The sequence below is a fragment of the Janthinobacterium violaceinigrum genome (assembly GCF_009208555.1).
Classification (GTDB): Bacteria; Pseudomonadota; Gammaproteobacteria; order Burkholderiales; family Burkholderiaceae_D; genus Janthinobacterium; species Janthinobacterium violaceinigrum.
On sequence record NZ_WFLI01000025.1, the window covers coordinates 23,752 to 44,053 of the forward strand.

Consider the following 20,302-nt stretch of genomic DNA (forward strand, 5'->3'; position numbering starts at 1 on the left):
TAAACCAGACCTTCATGCCAGGAATTCCTGGGCAGGAGTGTCGGGAGCTAACTTTAACAGCAAAATGACCACCGAAGCGCCATTGCCGTCGACCCGGTTCTCGATATCGATGCGTCCGCCATGTTCATCGATAATTTTCTTCACCATCGCCAGGCCCAATCCCGTGCCCCGTGCCTTTGAGGTCACATAGGGTTCGAAGGCGCGCGCCAGGATCTTTGGCGCGAAACCAGGGCCATTGTCGGTGATGGCCAGCCGCACGGCGATATTCACGCCGCCGTCCGCACTGCGATAATGAATTGCTTCCGTCCGTACGTCAATCCGCGGATGCGGCGAGTCCGGCGGCAGGTCCGCCATGGCGTCCTGCGCGTTCTGCAGCAAGTTATGGATAACCTGGCGCAACTGGGTGGGATCGCCCATCACCATGGGCAGGTTCGGCGCCAGCATGGGGTGGATGATGTCGCCATCGTCGCCGCGCAGGTAGAGGTTCAGGATTTCTTCGATCAGCTCGTTCAAGCGCAAGGGCGTGAGCACGGCCGGCGGCGTGCGCGCGTAGTCGCGGAAATCGTCGACCATGCGCTTCATCGCATCGACCTGCTTGACGATGGTGGTGGTGGCGCGGCTGAGCAAGTCGGCATCCGGTTGCTCCAGCTTGCCTTCCAGCTTCATCTGCAGGCGCTCGGCCGACAATTGGATGGGTGTGAGCGGATTCTTGATTTCATGCGCGAGGCGGCGCGCCACCTCGCCCCAGGCGATCGAGCGCTGCGCGGAAATCACGTCGGAAATATCATCGAACACGACGATGTAGCCGCTGCCGGACTCCAGCGGCAGGCGCGAACCGCGCGCCAGCAAGGTGATGTCGTGCTCGTCGGCACTGCTGCCCACGCGGCGCGGAATCTCGATCTGGCGCTGCCAGTGCAGACGCTGCTGGTTGCGGCCCGATGCCGATTGCGCGCTTTGCGCCGTGAAGGCGCTGATGATGGCGCCGCCAAACTCTTCCATCCCAGCAATATCGGCCAGCGGCTGGCCCACCATGCTCATGCCCGAATGCTGCAGGATGCGCTCGACCGATTCATTGCAGGTCACCAGCTTGAAATCGCCATCGAGCACCATCACGCCGGCCGACATGTTCGCCAGCACGGATTCCAGGTGGGCCTTGGCGTTTTGCAGCGCGGCGCGGTTGCTTTCCACGGCCGTGCGCGCGTCGAGCAGCTGGCGCGTCATGATGTTGAACGACTGCGTCAAGGTCCCCAGCTCGTCCTTGGTGGCGACGATGGGGCGCGGCGACAGGTCGCCCTCGGCCACGGCGCGCGTGCCTTCGGCCAGCAGCAGCAAAGGCTGGGCCAGGTTGCCCGCGATCAGGAAAGCGCTGCCGATGGCGCCGAAAATGGCCAGCAGCAAGGTCAAGGTGAGGATTTCCATGTACATCTTGCGCAGACCCACGCGCGCGACGAAGCGTTCCTTGTATTCGCTGTAGGCGGCGCGCAGCACCTCGCCATTCGTCGCCAGCTTGGGCGGCACCGCCTGCAGCAGTTGCAGGTAGCGGGGCGAGACGGAGGGGCCCGGCACGGCCACCAGTACCCGCAGGCGCAGGCTGGCCGCCGGTTCCAGCGGCGCCGACACGCCACCGCGGAAACCGCCGCCGCCCGACTCCGTGCCATCGTCGTGCAATTCCAGGCCCCCTTCCGCCGAGGCATAGCCAGCCGGCAAGGCCGCCTGCACCAGCATGGCCGGCGTCGGCAAGTCGGCCGCGCTGTGCGGTCCGGCGCTGGCCAGCAGCACGCCGTCGCCGCTGACGATCATGACGTTCTGCATGCCCTCTTCGCGTAGCAGGCTGGTCAGCACGGCCGGACCGGCCACCGGATCGGCGCCAAGTTCATCGACCGCCTTGTGGCCCCGGTGGTCAAGCTCGACCAGGGCTGCATCGAGGCCCGCACGGCCCAGCTCAATGCCCGATTCCAGCGCCGCTTCGATCTTGACGTTGAACCAGGACTCGATGGAGTGGGATACGAATTGCACGGAAACAAGGAAGATCACCAGCCCCGGCAGGATGCCGACGGCGGCGAACAGCATCACCAGGCGCGTCATCAGCTTGGAGCCGAACTTGCCGCTCTTGTAGCGCGCGTACAGCCGGGCCAGGGAAATGCCCACCAGCGCCAGCAGGGACACGGCCACGGCCGCGTTCAGGCCCAGCAGCCAGGTGTAGTAACGGTCGAAGAAGCCGGAATTGTCGGAAGCCGACGCCAGCAGGAACAGCAGGATACTGACAATGCCGCCGCCCACCACCAGCAGATAGCGCAATGCTTGACTCACTACTCCGCCGTATACAAGAAGGTTTTTTTATTCGAAGCCAGGCGCCAGTCACTGTTGTTGAAGGCATTGACCTGTATGGGCTTGGGCAGGTAGTCGCGGTCCATGCCCATGCGCAAGGTGACGTTATACGTCTGCCCCACTTTCAGCTCGCCGCGCCGCGCCACCAGCCAGCGGCTGGGACGGCGGATCAGGAACAGCGCATCGTCGAGGGTGGGAAAGCTTTGTTGCAAGCCGCCGCCCGACACGTGGTACTGGCGCGTCAGCACGTTGTACGACAGCTTGCTGGTCTGGCGCGCCACGATGGCTTTTTCATCGAACCAGTACCAGCGGGGCCGGGTCAGTTCGATTTCCGTCGTGAAATACAGCGGCACGCCATGCTGTACCGCATCATCGAGGTCGTGATTGAGCTCGAAGGAATACGTGGCGGCCAGCTTGTAACCCTCTTCGCTCGACTCGATGTAGGCACGGGTGATCTCGACCATGTCGGCGGCATGCGCGCGTGGCATGGTACATGCCAGCATCAGCAGCAGGGCCAGGAGTCGGAAGAGTCGTGTTGTCACAAGTGTGCCGGTAGTGTCCGTAGGAAAAGTATCGACGAATCGCTCAAGCCGCATTTTTTTGGAATAGCGCATAGAACAAACCGTCGTGGTCCTGCTCCGCGCTGCCAGTCGGCAACAGCTGGCCAGGCGCTGTCAATCGGGTCGCATTATTGCGCACCGCAAATGCCGCCGCCTGTGCCTCGGATTCCTGCGGCCACAATGAACAAGTCACGAACAGCAATTTACCATCGGGGCGCAGCATCTGCCACAGGTTGTCCAGAATTTTAGATGAAAGTGTTGCAAGTTGGAACGCATCTCCCTTGCGGCGCAACCAGCGGATGTCGGGATGGCGGCGTACGATGCCCGAGGCCGTGCACGGCACGTCGGCCAGGATGCGGTCGTACTGCTGACCGTCCCACCACGCGCTCGATTGCGCATCCTGCGCCTTCAGGGTCGCTTCCAGGCCCAGGCGCTCGAGGTTTTCCGCGATGCGCGGCAAGCGCTTGGCGTCCGCATCGATGGCCGTGACTTGCACATCGGCCAGTTCCAGGATGTGGCACGTCTTGCCGCCAGGCGCCGCGCAGGCGTCCAGCACGCGCATGCCATCTTGCAAGTCCAGCAGCGGTGCGGCCAGTTGCGCGCCGGCATCCTGCACGGAAACGACGCCCTGCTCGAAGCCGGGGATCAGCGCTACGCCGATGGGCTTGTCCAGGCGCACGGCAAACGGCCCCACCTGGCCCGCGGCAATGCCCGCCTCCGCCAGCACGGCCAGATACGCTTCGACTGTGCTCTTGCGGCGGTTCACGCGCAAGGTCAATGGCGGCACGGCATTGCCGGCCGTCAGAATGGCTTGCCAGTCGCGGGGATAGGCCAGGCGCAGCGAGTCGATCCACCATTGCGGATAATTCCATTGCGCCAAAGGTTGCTGCAAGGCCGCTGCCAGCAAGGATGTGCGCTCGCGCAAGAAACGGCGCAGCACGGCGTTGACCATGCCCTTGGCATGCGCCAGGTCAGGGTGCGAGGTGGCCACCGTGACGGCCTGGTCCACAACGGTGAATTCTTCGTACGGCTGCTCGCCCGGCTCGGCCGACATCAGGGACAGCGCGCAGCACAGCAGCGCAGCGAGCATCGGCGGTTCGGGCGCCTTCGACGTCATCAGGCCGACCAGGGTTTCGCTGCGGCCCAGCTGGCGCATGGTACGGTAGGAAATATCCTGGATGGCGCCGCGCGCTTGCGGGCTGGCGTTCGATTGCGTAAACACCTTGGCCAGCGCTTGCGGCAGGGCCGTGCCCGTGCGCACTTGCGCCACGGCATTGGCGGCGCCCAGCAGGCAAAACGCCAGCGAGTCGGCGCGCAAATCGGGTTGGAAGCCTGGCTGCAGGACCGGTTTCAGGTCGGGATGGTAGCTGGGACGCAATTTTGCGGCGGCAGGGGCGTGAGCCTGGCCTGGCGCCGGCTTGGTTTTCAATTTCAGCGTGGGGCGCTTGTTCATAGTTATCCGGTGTGGCTGCGCGCGGCTGGCGGCATGGTGGCAAATACGCGGCCGCGCGTCATCAATAAAGGGTCGATTGTAGCGTTTGTGGCGCCCTCTGGCCCAAGCGATTGCAGCGATATGGGCAATTTCCGGCAAAAAACTGCATATATACAAGCAGAATGCACCATGCTGATGTTTTCGTGCACCAACATGACCATGCCGTCCTGATAATATCGTGAAAAGCGCCGGCACGGGCACACTGCCGGCCGGCGTATTGTTCCCGGCAGCAAACCAGTATAATTAACGCAGTCTGGGCGGCTTGCATACTTGCCGTCCGTTTTGCTTTTTGATTCATTCTATTCATTCTTAACGCGGTTCCACCGCCATCCTGCTCATGCTCGCCCAACAGAAACAAGAAATCATCGCCCTGTTCCAGGCCGCCCTCGCTCCCGTCCTGGCCGGCACTTCGCTTGCGCCTTCCGTGGTGCTCGAGCGACCACGCGATGCATCGCATGGCGACGTCGCCTGCAACATCGCCATGCAACTGGCCAAGCAGCTGAAACAGAATCCCCGCGAACTGGCGCAAACCATCGTCACGGCCGTGCTGGCCAACCCGGCCGGCAAGGGCCTGATCGAGGCAGTGGAAATCGCCGGCCCCGGCTTCATCAACGTGCGCGTGTCCGCCGCCGCCAAGCAGGCCGTGGTCAAGACTATCCTGAGCGAGGCCGACAGCTATGGCCGCAGCACGGCAGGCGCCGGCAAGCAGGTCATCCTGGAATTCGTCTCGGCCAACCCGACGGGCCCGCTGCACGTGGGCCACGGCCGCCAGGCAGCCCTGGGCGATGCGCTGTCCTCGCTGTTCGACGCGCAAGGCTACACAGTGACGCGCGAGTTCTACTATAACGACGCGGGCGTGCAGATCCAGACCCTGGCCAATTCCGTGCAGGCGCGCGCGCGCGGCTTCAAGCCGGGCGACGCCGAATGGCCCGAGTCAAGCTACAACGGCGACTACATCGCCGATATCGCCAACGACTTCATCGCCGGCAAGACCGTGTCGGCCAGCGACGGCTTGCCGGCGACGGCCAACGGCAACGTGGAAGACATCGATTCGATCCGTCCATTCGCCGTCACCTACCTGCGCAACGAGCAGGATATCGACTTGCAGGCATTCGGCGTGAAGTTCGACAACTACTACCTGGAATCGTCGCTGTACGCGGACGGCAAGGTCAACAGCGCCGTCGAGACCTTGATCAAGGCGGGCCACACCTACGAGCAGGATGGCGCGCTGTGGCTGCGCACCACCGACTTCGGCGACGACAAGGACCGCGTCATGCGCAAGACGGACGGCACCTACACGTATTTCGTGCCGGACGTGGCGTATCACCTGGTGAAATGGCAGCGCGGCTTCGTGCAGGCCATCAATATCCAGGGCAGCGACCACCACGGCACCATCGCGCGCGTGCGCGCCGGCCTGCAGGCGGTCGACATGGGCATCCCGCAAGGCTACCCCGACTACGTGCTGCACAAGATGGTCACCGTCATGAAGGACGGCGAAGAAGTCAAAATTTCGAAACGCGCCGGCTCCTACGTGACCGTGCGCGACCTGATCGAATGGTCCGGCGGCGGCGACATCGCCAAGGGCCGCGACGCCGTGCGCTTCTTCCTGATCTCGCGCAAGGCCGACACGGAATTCGTCTTCGACGTCGACGTGGCGCTGAAAACCACCGATGAAAACCCCGTCTATTACGTGCAGTACGCGCATGCGCGCATCTGCCGCATCCTGGAAAACTGGGGCGGCGATGCAGGCACGGTTGCCAACGTCGACCTTTCCCCGCTGACGGCGCCGACGGAAGCGACCCTGCTGGCGACCCTGGCCGCCTACCCGGAAATGCTGGCGCGCGCGCAAGCGGAACTGGGTCCCCACCAGGTCGCCTTCTACCTGCGCGACCTGGCCGCCAACCTGCACAGCTTCTACTTCGCCGAAAAAGTGCTGGTCGAGGACGAAGCCGTCAAGATGGCCCGCCTGGCGCTCGTCATCGCCGCGCGCCAGGTGCTGCGCAACGGCCTGGCACTGATCGGCGTGTCCGCGCCAAACAAAATGTAATCGCGAAGGTCAAACCGTCAATGAATCACGCTTCCTCTTACGCTTCCCGCGCCACGCCGGTCCGCCGCCAGCAGGGCAATACGCTGGTCGGCATCATCATCGGCCTGGTCATCGGCCTGGGCATCGCCGTGGTGGTCGCCCTGGTGATCACCAAGGGCGCCTCGCCCTTCACCGACAAGTCGCCCAAGGCCGGCAAATCGGCCGAACCGACGGCTGGCCAGATCGCCGACCCGAACAAGCCGATGTACGGCAACAAGGAAGCGGCCAAGGAAGCGGCGCGCGACTTCTCCAAGGAGCCACGCGAAATCACCACGCCGACGCAGCCCGCTGCGCCGGCACCGGCGCCAGCTCCCGTGCAGCAGCCGAAGGCGCCGCCGCCAGACGCGCTGCAGGAATTGATCGGCACCCTGAAGGACAAGCCGACGCCGAAAACGCCGGCGGCCGCTCCGGCGGCACAGGCCAAGGCCGAGACGAAAGCCGACGCCAAGGCCGATGCAGCCAGCGACAAATGGATTTATTATCTGCAGGCCGGCGCCTTCCATGACATGTCGGACGCCGAAAGCACGCGCGGCAAACTGGCGCTGCTCGGCTTCGAAGCGGCCATCAGCGACCGCAGCACCGATGCCGGCGTGCTGCACCGCGTGCGCATCGGGCCGTTCAACCAGCTCGAAGCGATGAACCGCGCACGTACCAAACTGTCCGAAAACGGCATCGATGTCGCCGTCGTCCGCAACCAAAAATAAGGAACCAGCATGCGTTTTCTGAAGAAAGTCCTGTTCGCCGCCGCCCTGTGCACCGCCGCCATGGGGGCATCGGCCTCGCCGGCCGATCCGAAAAACGGCGTCGAGTACGAAACCCTGGCCACGCCGCAGGCGACGGAATCGGGCAAGAAGATCGAAGTGACGGAATTCTTCGCCTATTACTGCCCGCATTGCAACGTGCTCGAGCCGCAACTGGCGGCCTGGGTCAAGAAACAGGGCGACAACATCGTCTTCAAGCGCGTGCACGTGTCGCGCGATGACAGCGTGGCGCCGCAGCAGCGCCTGTTCTTCACCCTGCAAGCCATGGGCCTGATCGACAAGCTGCACACCAGCGTCTTCCACGCCATGCACGTGGAGCGCAACCGCCTGAACACGGACGACGCCGTATTCGACTTCGTCGCCAAGCAGGGCGTGGACCGCCAGAAGTTCATCGACACCTACCGTTCGATGGGTATCTCAGCCCGCGTGCGCCGCGCAGACGCCATGATGCAAGGCTATAACGTGACGTTCTGGCCCATGATCGCCATCGACGGCCGCTACATCACCTCGCCATCGCAGGCGGATCAAGGCAGCAAGTCGGCCAAGAACGAAGAGCAGTTGAACGCCCAGGCGCTCACCGTGATGGACGTGCTGGTTGCGAAAGCCAAAGCGGAAAAGAAATAAGCATGTCTACCTCCCTGGCGCAGCCCCGGCACGCGCGCATCGCCTGATGCACAGCGTTTTCATCACGGGGGCGTCGAGCGGACTGGGCGCCGCCCTGGCGCTGCAGTACGCGCGCCAGGGCGCCCGACTGGGCCTGCTGGCCCGCCGCGGCGAAACCCTGCAGCAACTGATCGCCTCCCTGCCCCACCCCGAACGCCACCGTGCCTACGCCGTCGATGTGTGCGACCACGCCGCCCTGAAAAACGCGGCGCACGACTTCATCGCCCATGCGGGGCGCATCGATGTCGTCATCGCCAGCGCCGGCGTATCGTACGGCACCTTGACCGAACACGCGGAAGACCTCGACGCCTTCGCGCGCCTCATGGCCATCAACGTCACGGCCACCGTCGCCACCTTCGCTCCCTTCATCGCCACCATGCAGCAGCAAGGCAGCGGACGCCTGGTGGGCATCGGCAGCGTGGCGGGCATCCGCGGCCTGCCCGGCGCCGAAGCGTACAGCGCCTCGAAGGCGGCCGTCATCAGCTACTGCGAATCGCTGCGCCTGGAATTGAAACCTGCGGGCGTCAAGGTCGTCACCATCACGCCCGGCTACATCGACACGCCGATGACGCGGCATAACGCCTACCGCATGCCCTTCCTGATGCCGGCCGAAAAATTCGCCGCACGCGCCGCGCGCGCCATCGCCGACGGCGACAGCTACCGCGTGATCCCGTGGCAGATGGGCGTCGTCGCCAAGCTGCTGCGCGCGCTGCCCAATGCCGTCTACGACATGGCCTTCGCCAACGCGCCGCACAAGGCGCGCAGCAAGCCATCCGGCGACAGCCAGTAAAACCATTTCCTCACCATGACGAAGCATTCAGACCTGAACAGCGCGGCCATCGCCGCCCATTGCGCCACGGGCGCCTCCCACGTGGCCATCGAAGTGGTCGACGAAACGGGATCGACCAACGCCGACCTGCTGGCGCGCTGCGCCACCCTGGCCGGCCCCACCTTGCGTATCGCCGGCCAGCAGACTGCCGGACGGGGGCGCGCCGGACGGCCCTGGGTGTCGCAGGCCGACGCCAGCCTGATGTTCTCGCTGGCCTGGCGCTTCAAGGGGCCGCTGCACGGGATGGTGGGCCTGCCCCTGGCCGTCGGCGTGGCGCTGGCCGAAAGCATGACGGCGCTGGGCGTGCCGGTGCAATTGAAGTGGCCGAACGACATGCTCAAGGATGGCCACAAACTGGCCGGCATCCTCGTCGAAACGCAGCAGGCAGCCGATGGCGGCGTGTGGGCCGTCATCGGCTGCGGCATCAATTTGCTGATGCCCGATGCGCTGGAGCAGCAGATCGGGCGCAGCGTCTCGGCCGTGCCCTGGCTGGCGCAGATGGAGCGCAACACCCTGGTCGCGGCGCTCCTGAGCCGCCTGGCCGGCGTGCTGGCCGAATTCGATGACACGGGCTTCGCGCCTTTTGCCGAACGCTGGAACCTGCTCCACGCCTGGCAGGACCAGCACGTGAAGATCCTCGACAACGGCCAGCTGCTGCAGCAAGGCGTGGCCGCTGGCGTGGACCACCTGGGCCGTTTGCTGCTGCACACCGATGGGGGCCTGCAGGAAGTCATGTCCGGCGACGTGTCCTTGCGCCTGGCGGGGGAGTAAGCGCATGCTGCTGCTGATAGACGCCGGCAATACACGCATCAAATGGGCGCTCGTGGCCGCCGATAGTGCCGCCGGCGGCTGGCTGGCCAGCGGCGCCGTCGCGCATGCGCAGATCGACACACTGGCCGCGCAGTGGGCCGGCCTCGCCATCAGCACAGCGCTGCTGTCGAACGTGGCAGGCACCGTCATCGGCATGCGCCTGCGCGCCATGCTGCCGGTAGCGCCCTGCGACTTCACCTCGCAGCCGCAGCTGGCGGGATTAAAGAATGGCTACCGCACGCCGTCGCAGCTCGGTTGCGACCGTTTTGCCGCCGCCATCGGCGCGCAGGCGCTGGCGCCTGGCCAGGCCGTCATCGTCGCCAACTGCGGCACCGCCACCACCATCGACGCCGTCACGGCAGATGGCGTTTTTCTCGGCGGGATGATCTTGCCGGGACTGGGATTGATGGCCAGTTCGCTGGCACGCAACACGGCGCAGCTGCCGCAAATCGCCAGCGACGCCATGCTGCCGGCCGGCTTCGCCGACAACACGGACGACGCCATCCTCTCCGGCTGTCTGGCGGCGCAGGCGGGCGCCATCGAACGGGCCGTGCGCATGCACGGCGCCAGCGCCTGCCTGCTGTCCGGCGGCGCCGCGCCGCGCATCGCGCCGGCACTGGCGCTGGCGGTACCGCTGCACCTGGTGGACAATATCGTCATGATCGGGCTGCAGGCGGCCGCGCGCACCGGAGCAGCGGGAACACAAGGAAACCACGTATGCTGAAATTCGTCTTCTGGCTGCTGGCCGGCGTCAACCTGCTGGTGCTGGCCATCGGCCAGGGTTATCTGGGCAGTTTCCGTAGCGAGACGCGCGAACCGGCGCGCCTGAAAAACCAGCTGCAGGCCGGCAAGCTCACCTTGCTGACGCAGGAGCAGGCCACGGCGCCCGCTGCGCCACCGGCCGCCGACGACGCGGCGACACCGGCAACGGCCGCTCCGGCCGCTCCCGCGCCGCCGCCATCGTATGCCTGCACGGAAGTGGGCAATTTCCTGCTGGCGGACGGACGCCGCTTCGAAGCGCAAGTGGCCGCCCTGGACCTGGGCGACCGCCAGTCGCGCCGCAACGTGGCCGGCCAGGAGATTTCCAGCTACATGGTGTACATCCCGCCGCAGGGCAGCAAGGAAGGCGCCGACCGCAAGGCGGGCGAATTGAAGCAGCTGGGCGTGACGAACTACTTCATCATGAACGAAGTCAGCCCGCAGCGCTGGGGCATTTCATTGGGTGTATTCAAATCGGAAAACAGCGCGCAAAGCCAGCTGGCAGCGCTCAACAAGCAGGGCGTGCACAGCGCCCGCATCGCGCCGCGCTACAGCGCCAGCAAGCAGATGGCCTACCGCTTCCGCGACCTCGACGCCGCCACGCGCGCGCGGCTGGAAAAGATCAAGGCGCAGTTCCCGGAGCAGGAACTGCGCAACTGCAAATAAGCACCTGAGCAAACCTGCTGCGCGTCGCGCTGTGCGCACCTGCGATGCGCGCTGCGGTTCAGTCCCGTGCCTTATCGTTGGATGACGATCGGCTTGATGCCGGTCGATTCCGGCAGATTCGCCGCCGCCCGCGCCGCTTCGGCGCGGCTGGAAAACGGTCCGCCGTACAGGCGGAACAGATTACCGGCCTGTACCACGCCCAGCGTTCCCAGAGCCGCCGCGTAGGGCGCCAGGCGCGAACGCCCCATTTCCGCATTGTCGGCGCGCGAGTAGGCGCCCAGCTGCAGATAGAAGCCGCTGGCCAGCGCCGCCGGAGCAGGCATGGCCACCGTCGCATCGACGGGCAGCATCTGCGTCGACACTTCCGGCTGCACCACGGCGCCCGTTTCCACTGGCGTATCGATGGAAATGGCGACCACGGAAGGCACCGGCTTGGGCGCCGCCCTGGCGGCCAGGATGGCATCGATGTCGGCCGGCAGCAGCCGCTCGACGACCACCTGGTGGCTGCCCTTGCCCAGGAAGCCCAGTTTCAGCGCCGCCGTGTAGGACACGTCGATCACGCGCGTGGCGTGGAACGGACCGCGGTCATTGATGCGCACGATCACCTGCTCGCCGCTGTCGATGCTCGTCACGCGCGCATACGATGGAATCGGCAAGGTCGGATGGGCCGCCGTCATCTTGTACATATCGTAGATTTCGCCCGACGAGGTGCGCTGGCCATGGAATTTCTTGCCATACCAGGTGCCCGTGCCCGTCTGCTTGAACGGTTCGTTGTCGGTGATCGGGGTATACGTCTTGCCAAACACGACATAGGGACGGTTCGAGCGCGTCGAATACGGCTCGTTGCGCACTTCCGCATCGGGCACGTCGCGCAGGTTGGCGGGCGGATTGTCGCCCGGGCCGTCATCCTTGTAGTAGCCGCCGCGCCCGGAGCCGGCCGCCGGCAGCGCGGGCAAGGTGGGGTCCTGGCGCACGGGGGACTTGACCTTGCCGCCCGGCGGCATGGGCACGTTGGCCGGCGGCTTTTGCGGCGTGGTGCCGCAGGCGGCCAGGGTCAGCAAGACCGCCAGCAGTGTGGCAACATTCAGCCCGCGCATGGCGAAGGTATCGACAGGCGCGCGCATCAGGTCTGCACCAGCTTGCGATGGCGCTGAATGCTCATCAGGATACCGGTGGCCACGCCCAGGGTCAGCAGCGCCGTGCCGCCGTAGCTGAGGAAAGGCAGGGGCACGCCGACCACCGGCACGATGCCGCTGACCATGCCCATGTTAACAAACGCATACGTAAAGAAAATCATAGTTATCGCTCCTGCCAGCAGGCGAGTGAAAAAACTGGGGGCGTTGGCGGCGATCATCATCCCCCGTCCCACCAGCAGCAAATACATCAGCATCAGGATCAAATTGCCCACCAGGCCGAACTCCTCCGAATACACGGCGAAGATGAAGTCGGTCGTGCGCTCCGGGACGAACTCCAGATGGGCCTGCGTGCCGTGCGTCCATCCCTTGCCCGTCATGCCGCCGGAACCGATGGCGATGATGGACTGGATGATATGGAAGCCCTTGCCCAGCGGGTCCTTGGTCGGGTCGATCAGCATCATCACGCGGTCGCGCTGGTAATCATGCAGGTGCGACCAGGCGATGGGCAGGCAGGAAACAAAGGTGATCAGCAGGCCGGCGAGCACTTTCCACGACAGGCCGGCCAGGAAGATCACGGTAAAGCCGGCCGCCACCACCAGCAGCGCCGTGCCCAGATCGGGCTGGCGCGCGATCAGGTAGACGGGCACCAGCAGCAGCACGGCCGCCATCAGGAACGATTTCCAGCGCAGGGCGCCCGCATTGTGCTGGAAGAACCAGGCCAGCATCAGCGGCGTGGCGATCTTCAGGAACTCGGAAGGCTGGATGTCGATCACGCCGATATGCAGCCAGCGCCGCGCACCGAGCTTGATCGTGCCGAACAGCGCCACGGCCACCAGCAATATCACCGAGACCGTATACGCGGGCACGGCGATGCGCATCATCATCTGCGGCGTGACGTTGGCCGCCACCCACATGACGAAAAAGCACAGCAGGATGTTGCGCAGGTGATCCTCGATCTTGCCGGGAATGCCGATGCTGGCCGAATACAGGGTCAGCAGGCTGGTGCTGAGCAGCATCAGGATGATGATCATCAGCGGCGGATCGAATACCGCCAGATAGGGTTTGGCGCGCCGCCACAGCGAGCGCCTCTCGTTTATGGGCATGTGCTTCCTTATTGCCTTGGGGTCTGGCGCGCCGCCATGGCGAGCGCCTCTCGTAACAAGAAACGTTTCATTGTTGTCTGGCAGGCGCCGCCGGGGCAGCCTGCTCGTCGGTGATTTCTTCCAGGGTGCGCACTTCGTCGACATCTTCCTTGGGCACCTTGGTGGTGTCCTTTTCCTTGTCGCTCGGGCGCTTGCCCAGCAGGTAGTAGTCGAGCGCCTTGCGCGCGATCGGCGCGGCCACGCCGGCGCCGAAGCCCGCGTTTTCCACCACGATGGCAATCGCGATGCGCGGCTTGTCGGCCGGCGCGAAGGCCGTAAACAAGGCATTGTCGCGCAGGCGTTCGGCCAGCAGCTTGGCATTGTACTTCTCGTTTTTCTTGATGCCCACCACCTGCGCCGTCCCCGTCTTGCCGCCCACCGTGTACTGCACGCCGGCGAAGATGCGCGCGGCCGTGCCGCCCTGTTCGCTGGTCACGCCCACCATGGCGCGCTTGATGGTGTCGATGTTTTCCTGCTTGAGCGCGATGCGGTAGCTTTCCTTGGGCACCGTCAGGGTACGCGCGCGCGTGCTGGCGTCTTCGATGATCTTCACCAGATGCGGCTTCATCACCACGCCGTTATTGGCCAGGTTGGCCGTCGCGTGGGCGATCTGCAGCGGCGTATAGGAATTGTAGCCGGAGCCGTTACTCACCGAAATCGTGTCGCCGCCCACCCATTTTTTCTGCTGCGGCGTCTTGAAGCGGTTGCGCTTCCATTCCGTCGACGGCAGCACGCCCGTCTTTTCGTTATTCAGGTCGATGCCCGTCAGCTGGCCGAAGCCGAACGGCTTCATGAAGTCGTGGATGGCGTCGATGCCCATGTCGCGGCCCAGCTGATAGTAATAGGTATTGCACGAGACGACGATGGACTTGTGCATGTCCACCGTGCCATGGCCGCCTACCTTGTCGTCGCGGAAGGTATGCCCGCCCAGGATGAAGAAGCCGGGATCGGAAATCGACTGGCTCGGCGTGCGCTTGCCCAGTTCCAGCGCGGCCAGCGCCATGAAGGGCTTGAAGGTCGAGCCGGGCGCGTAGGTGCCGGACAGGGGACGGTTGACCATCGGCCGGTCCAGCGAGGTATTGAGCTCATTCCAGCTTTGCTGGTCGATGCCGTCGACGAACAGGTTGGGGTCGTAGCCGGGCTTGGACACGTAGGCCAGGATGTCGCCCGTGGCCGGGTCGATCGCCACGGCCGCGCCGCGCCATTCGCCGAACGCTTCCTCGACCACCTTCTGCAGTTCGATGTCGATCGACAGGATCAGGTTGTTGCCAGGCGTGGCCGCCGTGCGCGACAGGGTGCGCATGGCGCGCCCGCCGGCCGACACTTCCACCTCTTCGTAGCCGGTGGTGCCATGCAGCTGCTTCTCATAGCTTTTTTCCAGGCCTTCCTTGCCGATATGATCGGTGCCGTTGTAGTTGGCCGCGTCCTCGCCCTCTTCCAGCGCCTTCGCTTCATTGCGGTTGATGCGGCCGATGAAGCCCACCACGTGCGAGGCGATTTCGCCCATCGGATACTGGCGGAACAGGCGCGCCTGCACCTCCACGCCAGGGAAGCGGAAACGCTGCGCCGTAAAGCGCGCCACTTCTTCGTCCGTCAGGCGCGTGCGCAGCGGCACGCTGACAAAGTTCTTCGATTCTTCCAGCAGTTTCTTGAAGCGGCGGCGGTCCTTGATGTCGACCTGCACCAGGGTCGACAGCTCGTCGATCACCGAGTCGAGGCTGGCGCTCAGCTTCGATGGCGTGATTTCCAGCGTATAGGCCGAGTAATTGCGCGCCAATACCACGCCGTTGCGGTCGAGGATCAGGCCGCGCGTGGGCACGATGGGCACCACGGCGATGCGGTTGTCCTCGGCCTTGGTGGCGTAATCCTCGTGCTTGATCACCTGCAGCCAGATGAAGCGCGCCAGCAGCAGCGAAAAGCAGACGAAGACGAGCCCGCCCAGGATGGTCAGGCGCATGCGGAAAAAATGCAGTTCGCGCTCGGTGTTCTTCAGTTCAGTCATGGCAGGCGCCCGTCAAATCGGCCGGTTGTGGTCACGGTCCACGGCGCGGCGCTGCGGCGCCAGCAGGATCCACGTGACGAGGGGCCACAGGGCCACGGCGACGAAGCTCTCGATGAAATTGAGCCAGCCGGGGAAGCGCCCGGAGACGATCAGGCGCGTCAGCAATTGCAGCGCCTGCGTCAGCAGCAGCAGCGGCAGCACGTGCAGCGCCTGCGTCAGGATGGGGAACCACAGCACGCGGCGGTGCATCATGATGGCAAAGTAGGACAGCAGGGTGTAGGCCAGCGCATTCTCGCCCAGCAGGGTCGAATCGTGCACGTCCATCATCAAGCCCATGAAGAACGCCACGCCGATGCCGACCTTGCGCGGCTGGTGAATGCCCCAGAAGACCAGCACCAGGGCGACGAAATCGGGCACGCCGACGAACTGCCCCCATGGCAGCAAATTCAACAGAAAAGCGCACAGCAGGGAAAAGCCGATGAACAGGGGACTGACCGGCAGCAGGATGTAATGCGGGCGGTTCATCGTGTCGCCTCCTTCGGTGGCACGGCGGCAGGCGCGGGCGCGGGCGCAGGTAGGGTGCCAGCCGGCGCTTTCGCGGCCGGTGCGGCTGCGCCATTCGCGGCCGGCGCCGGCGCCGCAGCGGCGGCAGGCTCCTTGGCCGGGTCCTTGATCGGCGCCATCTTGCCGGCAATCTTGCGGCCCGTCTTGATATCTTCGGCAGGCGGACGTGGTGGTATCTCGGGCGACGTCATCAAAATAAGGAGCTGGGTATTGCGTTCGATGCCGGCCAGCGGCTGGCACACGACGCGGCCGAACGGACCGTGCGCATTGCGCTCGACCAGGGTCACGCGCGCCACGGCCAGGCCGGCCGGATACAGGCCGTCAAGACCCGAGGTAATGACGATGTCGCCGATCTGGATGTCGGCGCTGGGGGCCGTGAAGCGCAGTTCCATGGTGCCGGACTTGCCGCGCCCGATGGCCACGCTGCGCACGCCATTGCGCAGCAGCTGCACGGGAATGGCTTGCTCTTCATCGGTCAGCAGGGTCACTTCGGAAGTGAACGGGAACACGCGCGTGACCTGCCCCACCACGCCCAGGTTGTCGATCACGGGGCGCCCCAGTTCAACGCCGTTCTGGATGCCGCGGTCCAGCACGATCTTGCGCGTGGCCGAATCGCGCGTGTCGTACAGGACTTCGGCCATCAGGGTCTTCACGGGCACGCGCTCGCGCGCCTCCATCAGTTTGCGCAAATGGTTGTTTTCAACGATATTGAGCTGCGCCTGCTGCAGGATCTGCGCCGAGGCGATCTGTTCGTGCTTCAGGTCGCGCACCTGTTTTTCCAGGGCGGACAGCGAAGAAAAGTAGTTGCCGACGCCGAGCGCCACGTCGCGCGGCACCAGGGCCGCCATCTGCACCGGATACAGCACGGTGCCGACGGCCTGGCGCACGGCCGTCAGCGCGTGCATGCGCGAATCGACCAGCAGCAGGGCGATAGAAATGCCGGCGAACACCATCATCTTGACGCGGGCGGAGGCGCCTTGTTTGAAAAGTGGCGGAGGACTGTATTCCATGACTTCCAATAATCAGGCCAGGCGCAGTGCGCCAACGTGCAAGCCCCGGTCAAACGCCGGCGCCAAAACCAAAAAAAGGCCGGAATGGTTTCCGGCCCTTCTGTCAGATTATTCGTAGGAGAAGATCGAGCCGAGCTTGTCCATACGTTCCAGTGCCATCCCGGAACCGCGCACCACGCAGGTGAGCGGGTCCTCGGCCACCAGCACCGGCAGGCCGGTTTCCTCCATCAGCAGGCGGTCCAGGTCGCGCAGCAGTGCGCCGCCGCCCGTCAGCATCATGCCTTTTTCGGCGATGTCGGCGCCCAGTTCCGGCGGCGTCTGTTCCAGCGCGTTTTTCACGGCCGAGACGATATTGTTCAGCGGGTCCGTCAGCGCTTCGAGGATCTCGTTGCTGGAAATGGTGAACGAACGGGGGATGCCTTCGGACAGATTGCGGCCCTTGACTTCCATTTCCTTCACTTCGGAACCAGGGAAGGCCGAACCGATGGCTTTCTTGATGGCTTCGGCCGTCTGTTCGCCGATCAGCATGCCGTAGTTGCGGCGGATGTAGTTGACGATGGCTTCATCGAACTTGTCGCCGCCCACGCGCACGGAACCCTTGTAGACCATGCCGCCCAGCGAGATGATGCCCACTTCGGTGGTACCGCCGCCGATGTCGACCACCATCGAACCCGTTGCTTCCGACACGGGCAGGCCCGCGCCGATGGCCGCTGCCATCGGTTCTTCGATCAGGTACACCTGCGAGGCGCCGGCGCCCAGCGCCGATTCGCGGATCGCGCGACGTTCTACTTGGGTCGAACCGCAAGGCACGCAGATGATGATGCGCGGCGATGGACGGAAGAATTTCGAGTCGTGCACCATGCGGATGAATTGCTTGAGCATCTGCTCGGTCACGGTGAAGTCGGCGATCACGCCATCTTTCATCGGACGAATCGCTTCGATATTGCCCGGCACCTTGCCCAGCATCTGCTTGGCTTCCTTGCCGACTGCCTGAATGGTCTTCTTGCCATTCGGACCGCCTTCCTGGCGGATGGCGACGACCGATGGTTCGTCCAGGACGATACCGAGGCCGCGCACATAAATAAGGGTGTTGGCCGTGCCCAAGTCAATGGCCAGATCGGTGGAGATATACCTGCGTAAAAAACCAAACATGAGTGTCCTGTAGCGCATCGAGCTGCGCAAAAGCTGTTTATGGGGAGTTTCAAAGCGGGCGCTTTCAGGCACCCTGAAAATCCAAAAGGCGATTTTTCCGGGTTTCGCTTGGCGCTTGCGCAATCTTTTCTATGCTGCGGCAGCAGTCCATCAGCGCCGGCAACGCATTAACCCGCCATTCTACCTTATAATTTGAATGCGATTTGCTCAAAAACCATGGAAAAGTGCGACTCTTGCAGCCGCGAGTTACGCGGCATTCCTCGGCTTTTGTGAGCAAAAGAGCAGTAAATACCCGCGTTTTATCAAAACGCCAACTTAATACTAATGCGCGGCACTCCGCGCCATTCGCCATGTCCCTGACACTATCCGACGTAAAACGCATCGCCCATCTGGCGCAACTTGAAATGGCCGACGACCAGGCCGTCACGTCTTTGGCCCAATTGAACAAGATTTTTGCACTGGCCGAACAAATGCAAGCCGTCAATACCGATGGCGTGGCCCCCCTGAGCCACCCGCTGGCCGCCCACATGGACAATATCGCGCTGCGCCTGCGCGAGGACATCGCCACCGAGCAGAATCGCCGCGACGCCTACCAGGCCGTGGCGCCGAAAGTCCAGGATGGCCTGTATCTCGTCCCTAAAGTGATCGAGTAACTGGCACCTGACATAAGCTGCTGCGCGTCGCGATTTGCGGCCTCCGATGCTCACTGTGCTCAAGCACAGCTCCGCTTCTCGGCCACAACTCACTTCCGCTCGCTACGCTTCTGTCAGGCGCTAGAACGGCGCAGTGCACAAAAAACAACCCTGCCGAATAGATAAAAATAGAAACGCCATGCATACAAAATCCATCAAACAGCTGTCCACGCTTTTGCAGAACAAGGAAATTTCCGCCGTTGCACTGGCGACGCATTTCCTCGACCGCATCGAAGCGGACACCTCGAACGCCTTCCTGCACGTCGACCGTGCCCTGACCCTGGCGCAAGCGGCCGAAGCCGATGCCCGCATCGCGGCCGGCACGGCCACGCCATTGACGGGCGTGCCGATCGCGCACAAGGACCTGTTCGTGACGAAAGGCTGGCGTACCACGGCCGGCTCGAAAATGCTGGCCAACTACGCCAGCCCGTTTGACGCCACCGTGGTGGAAAAATTCCAGGCGGCCGGCATGGTCACCCTGGGCAAGGTCAACTGCGATGAATTCGCCATGGGTTCCGGCAACGAGAACTCGGCCTTCGGCGCCGTGCAGAATCCGTGGGACAAAGCCGCCGTGCCAGGCGGCTCGTCCGGCGGTTCGGCCGCCGCCGTGGCGGCCGGCCTGACGCCGGCGGCCACCGGCACCGACACGGGCGGCTCGATCCGCCAGCCGGCCGCCTTCTGCGGCATCACCGGCATCAAGCCTACCTATGGCCGCGTCTCGCGCTTCGGCATGATCGCCTTTGCCTCGTCGCTGGACCAGGGCGGCCCGATGGCCCGCTCGGCCGAAGACTGCGCCCTGCTCTTGAGCGCCATGGCCGGCTTCGACGAGCGCGACTCCACCAGCCTGTCGCCGGAACAGGGCGGCGTGGCGGAAGATTTTTCGCGTGAACTGGGCCAGCCGCTGACGGGCCTGCGCATCGGCGTGCCGCGCGAGTATTTCGGCGAAGGCCTGGCCAAGGATGTGGAAGCGGCCGTGCGCGGCGCGCTGGCGCAGTATGAAAAGCTGGGCGCCACCCTGGTCGACATCTCGCTGCCGAACACCGCCCTGTCGATTCCCGCCTACTACATGATCGCGCCGGCCGAAGCGTCGTCGAACCTGTCGCGCTACGACGGCGTGCGCTACGGCCACCGCGCGGCCGAGTACAAGGACTTGCAGGACATGTACAAGAAATCGCGCGCCGAAGGCTTCGGCCCTGAAGTACAGCGCCGCATCATGGTCGGCACCTATGTGCTGTGCCACGGCTACTACGACGCCTACTATCTGAAGGCGCAAAAGATCCGCCGCCTGATCGCGCAGGATTTCGACGCCGTCCTGAATGGCCCGAACGCCGTCTGCGACGTCATCATGGGCCCCGTCGCGCCAACCGTCGCCTGGGACCTGGGCGACAAGACGGACGACCCGGTGGCAAACTACCTGGCCGACATCTACACCCTGTCGACCAGCCTGGCCGGCCTGCCCGGCATGTCGATCCCTTGCGGTTTCGGCGAAGGCGAGAAAAACGGCAAGCGTCCCGTCGGCCTGCAAATCATCGGCAATTACTTTGGCGAAGCCAAATTGCTGAACGTGGCCCACCAGTTCCAGCAAGTGACGGACTGGCATACGCGCAGCCCTGCCGGCGTTTAAGAGCAGACCAAGAACAGATTTGCGCC

Annotated in this window: 18 protein-coding genes; 9 read left to right on the forward strand and 9 right to left on the reverse strand. The window is 64.2% G+C overall.

What is annotated here, in order from left to right; translation table 11 throughout:
* Window positions 1–12: 12 nt before the first annotated feature.
* From GCN75_RS19515 to rsmB, 3 genes are all read right to left on the reverse strand, one after another.
* Window positions 13–2,310, reverse strand: coding sequence for a sensor histidine kinase (locus tag GCN75_RS19515; RefSeq protein WP_152283903.1), 2,298 nt, complete (start codon window positions 2,308–2,310; stop codon window positions 13–15).
* On the reverse strand, window positions 2,310–2,816 hold the full coding sequence (locus GCN75_RS19520) for a DUF4390 domain-containing protein (RefSeq protein WP_226938932.1): 507 nt from the start codon (window positions 2,814–2,816) through the stop codon (window positions 2,310–2,312). Before GCN75_RS19520 ends, GCN75_RS19515 begins: the two co-directional genes overlap by 1 nt.
* Window positions 2,817–2,913: 97 nt before the next feature.
* The gene (gene rsmB, locus GCN75_RS19525; RefSeq protein ID WP_152283905.1) at window positions 2,914–4,341 is read right to left on the reverse strand and encodes a 16S rRNA (cytosine(967)-C(5))-methyltransferase RsmB; all 1,428 of its coding nucleotides are present in this window, start codon (window positions 4,339–4,341) and stop codon (window positions 2,914–2,916) included.
* Window positions 4,342–4,717: 376 nt separating this feature from the next.
* Between rsmB and argS the strand changes: the two genes are divergently transcribed.
* Genes argS through GCN75_RS19560 form a run of 7 tightly spaced genes read left to right on the forward strand, consistent with a single transcriptional unit; the run spans window position 4,718 to window position 10,954 of the window.
* A complete protein-coding gene (gene argS / locus GCN75_RS19530; protein WP_152283906.1) occupies window positions 4,718–6,427 on the forward strand; it encodes an arginine--tRNA ligase in 1,710 nt (569 codons plus the stop codon).
* A 20-nt stretch (window positions 6,428–6,447) separates the two neighbouring features.
* Window positions 6,448–7,170, forward strand: coding sequence for an SPOR domain-containing protein (locus GCN75_RS19535; protein ID WP_152283907.1), 723 nt, complete (start codon window positions 6,448–6,450; stop codon window positions 7,168–7,170).
* A 9-nt stretch (window positions 7,171–7,179) separates the two neighbouring features.
* Window positions 7,180–7,851 (forward strand): thiol:disulfide interchange protein DsbA/DsbL, encoded by a 672-nt coding sequence (locus GCN75_RS19540; RefSeq protein WP_152283908.1) that lies wholly within the window; start codon window positions 7,180–7,182, stop codon window positions 7,849–7,851.
* A gap of 46 nt (window positions 7,852–7,897) precedes the next feature.
* Window positions 7,898–8,680 (forward strand): SDR family oxidoreductase, encoded by a 783-nt coding sequence (locus tag GCN75_RS19545; protein WP_152283909.1) that lies wholly within the window; start codon window positions 7,898–7,900, stop codon window positions 8,678–8,680.
* A 15-nt stretch (window positions 8,681–8,695) separates the two neighbouring features.
* The gene (locus GCN75_RS19550) at window positions 8,696–9,490 is read left to right on the forward strand and encodes a biotin--[acetyl-CoA-carboxylase] ligase (RefSeq protein ID WP_152283910.1); all 795 of its coding nucleotides are present in this window, start codon (window positions 8,696–8,698) and stop codon (window positions 9,488–9,490) included.
* A 4-nt stretch (window positions 9,491–9,494) separates the two neighbouring features.
* The gene (locus GCN75_RS19555; protein ID WP_152283911.1) at window positions 9,495–10,253 is read left to right on the forward strand and encodes a type III pantothenate kinase; all 759 of its coding nucleotides are present in this window, start codon (window positions 9,495–9,497) and stop codon (window positions 10,251–10,253) included.
* On the forward strand, window positions 10,247–10,954 hold the full coding sequence (locus tag GCN75_RS19560) for an SPOR domain-containing protein (RefSeq protein ID WP_152283912.1): 708 nt from the start codon (window positions 10,247–10,249) through the stop codon (window positions 10,952–10,954). The genes GCN75_RS19555 and GCN75_RS19560 overlap by 7 nt, the downstream gene beginning before the upstream one ends.
* A gap of 71 nt (window positions 10,955–11,025) precedes the next feature.
* Here the strand turns inward: GCN75_RS19560 and GCN75_RS19565 are convergent, their stop codons facing one another.
* The 6 genes from GCN75_RS19565 to GCN75_RS19590 all read right to left on the reverse strand — a co-directional run bounded on the left by GCN75_RS19565 (window position 11,026) and on the right by GCN75_RS19590 (window position 17,960).
* On the reverse strand, window positions 11,026–12,078 hold the full coding sequence (locus tag GCN75_RS19565) for a septal ring lytic transglycosylase RlpA family protein (protein ID WP_152283913.1): 1,053 nt from the start codon (window positions 12,076–12,078) through the stop codon (window positions 11,026–11,028).
* Entirely contained in the window at window positions 12,078–13,193 is a 1,116-nt protein-coding gene (gene rodA / locus GCN75_RS19570; RefSeq protein ID WP_101483784.1) for a rod shape-determining protein RodA, read from the reverse strand. The genes GCN75_RS19565 and rodA overlap by 1 nt, the downstream gene beginning before the upstream one ends.
* Before the next feature lie 67 nt (window positions 13,194–13,260).
* Window positions 13,261–15,234: a penicillin-binding protein 2 gene (gene mrdA / locus GCN75_RS19575; RefSeq protein ID WP_152283914.1), complete on the reverse strand. Its 1,974-nt coding sequence runs from the start codon at window positions 15,232–15,234 to the stop codon at window positions 13,261–13,263.
* Between the two features lie 12 nt (window positions 15,235–15,246).
* Window positions 15,247–15,759, reverse strand: a complete 513-nt coding sequence (mreD, locus tag GCN75_RS19580; RefSeq protein WP_077399420.1) for a rod shape-determining protein MreD — start codon at window positions 15,757–15,759, stop codon at window positions 15,247–15,249.
* The gene (gene mreC, locus GCN75_RS19585) at window positions 15,756–16,808 is read right to left on the reverse strand and encodes a rod shape-determining protein MreC (protein ID WP_152283915.1); all 1,053 of its coding nucleotides are present in this window, start codon (window positions 16,806–16,808) and stop codon (window positions 15,756–15,758) included. The genes mreD and mreC overlap by 4 nt, the downstream gene beginning before the upstream one ends.
* Before the next feature lie 108 nt (window positions 16,809–16,916).
* The gene (locus GCN75_RS19590) at window positions 16,917–17,960 is read right to left on the reverse strand and encodes a rod shape-determining protein (RefSeq protein ID WP_010393186.1); all 1,044 of its coding nucleotides are present in this window, start codon (window positions 17,958–17,960) and stop codon (window positions 16,917–16,919) included.
* A 350-nt stretch (window positions 17,961–18,310) separates the two neighbouring features.
* On the opposite strand from GCN75_RS19590, the gene gatC reads away from it, so the two are divergent.
* Entirely contained in the window at window positions 18,311–18,613 is a 303-nt protein-coding gene (gatC, locus tag GCN75_RS19595) for an Asp-tRNA(Asn)/Glu-tRNA(Gln) amidotransferase subunit GatC (protein ID WP_034784699.1), read from the forward strand.
* A 178-nt stretch (window positions 18,614–18,791) separates the two neighbouring features.
* Window positions 18,792–20,276 (forward strand): Asp-tRNA(Asn)/Glu-tRNA(Gln) amidotransferase subunit GatA, encoded by a 1,485-nt coding sequence (gene gatA / locus GCN75_RS19600; protein ID WP_152283916.1) that lies wholly within the window; start codon window positions 18,792–18,794, stop codon window positions 20,274–20,276.
* Window positions 20,277–20,302 lie beyond the last annotated feature (26 nt).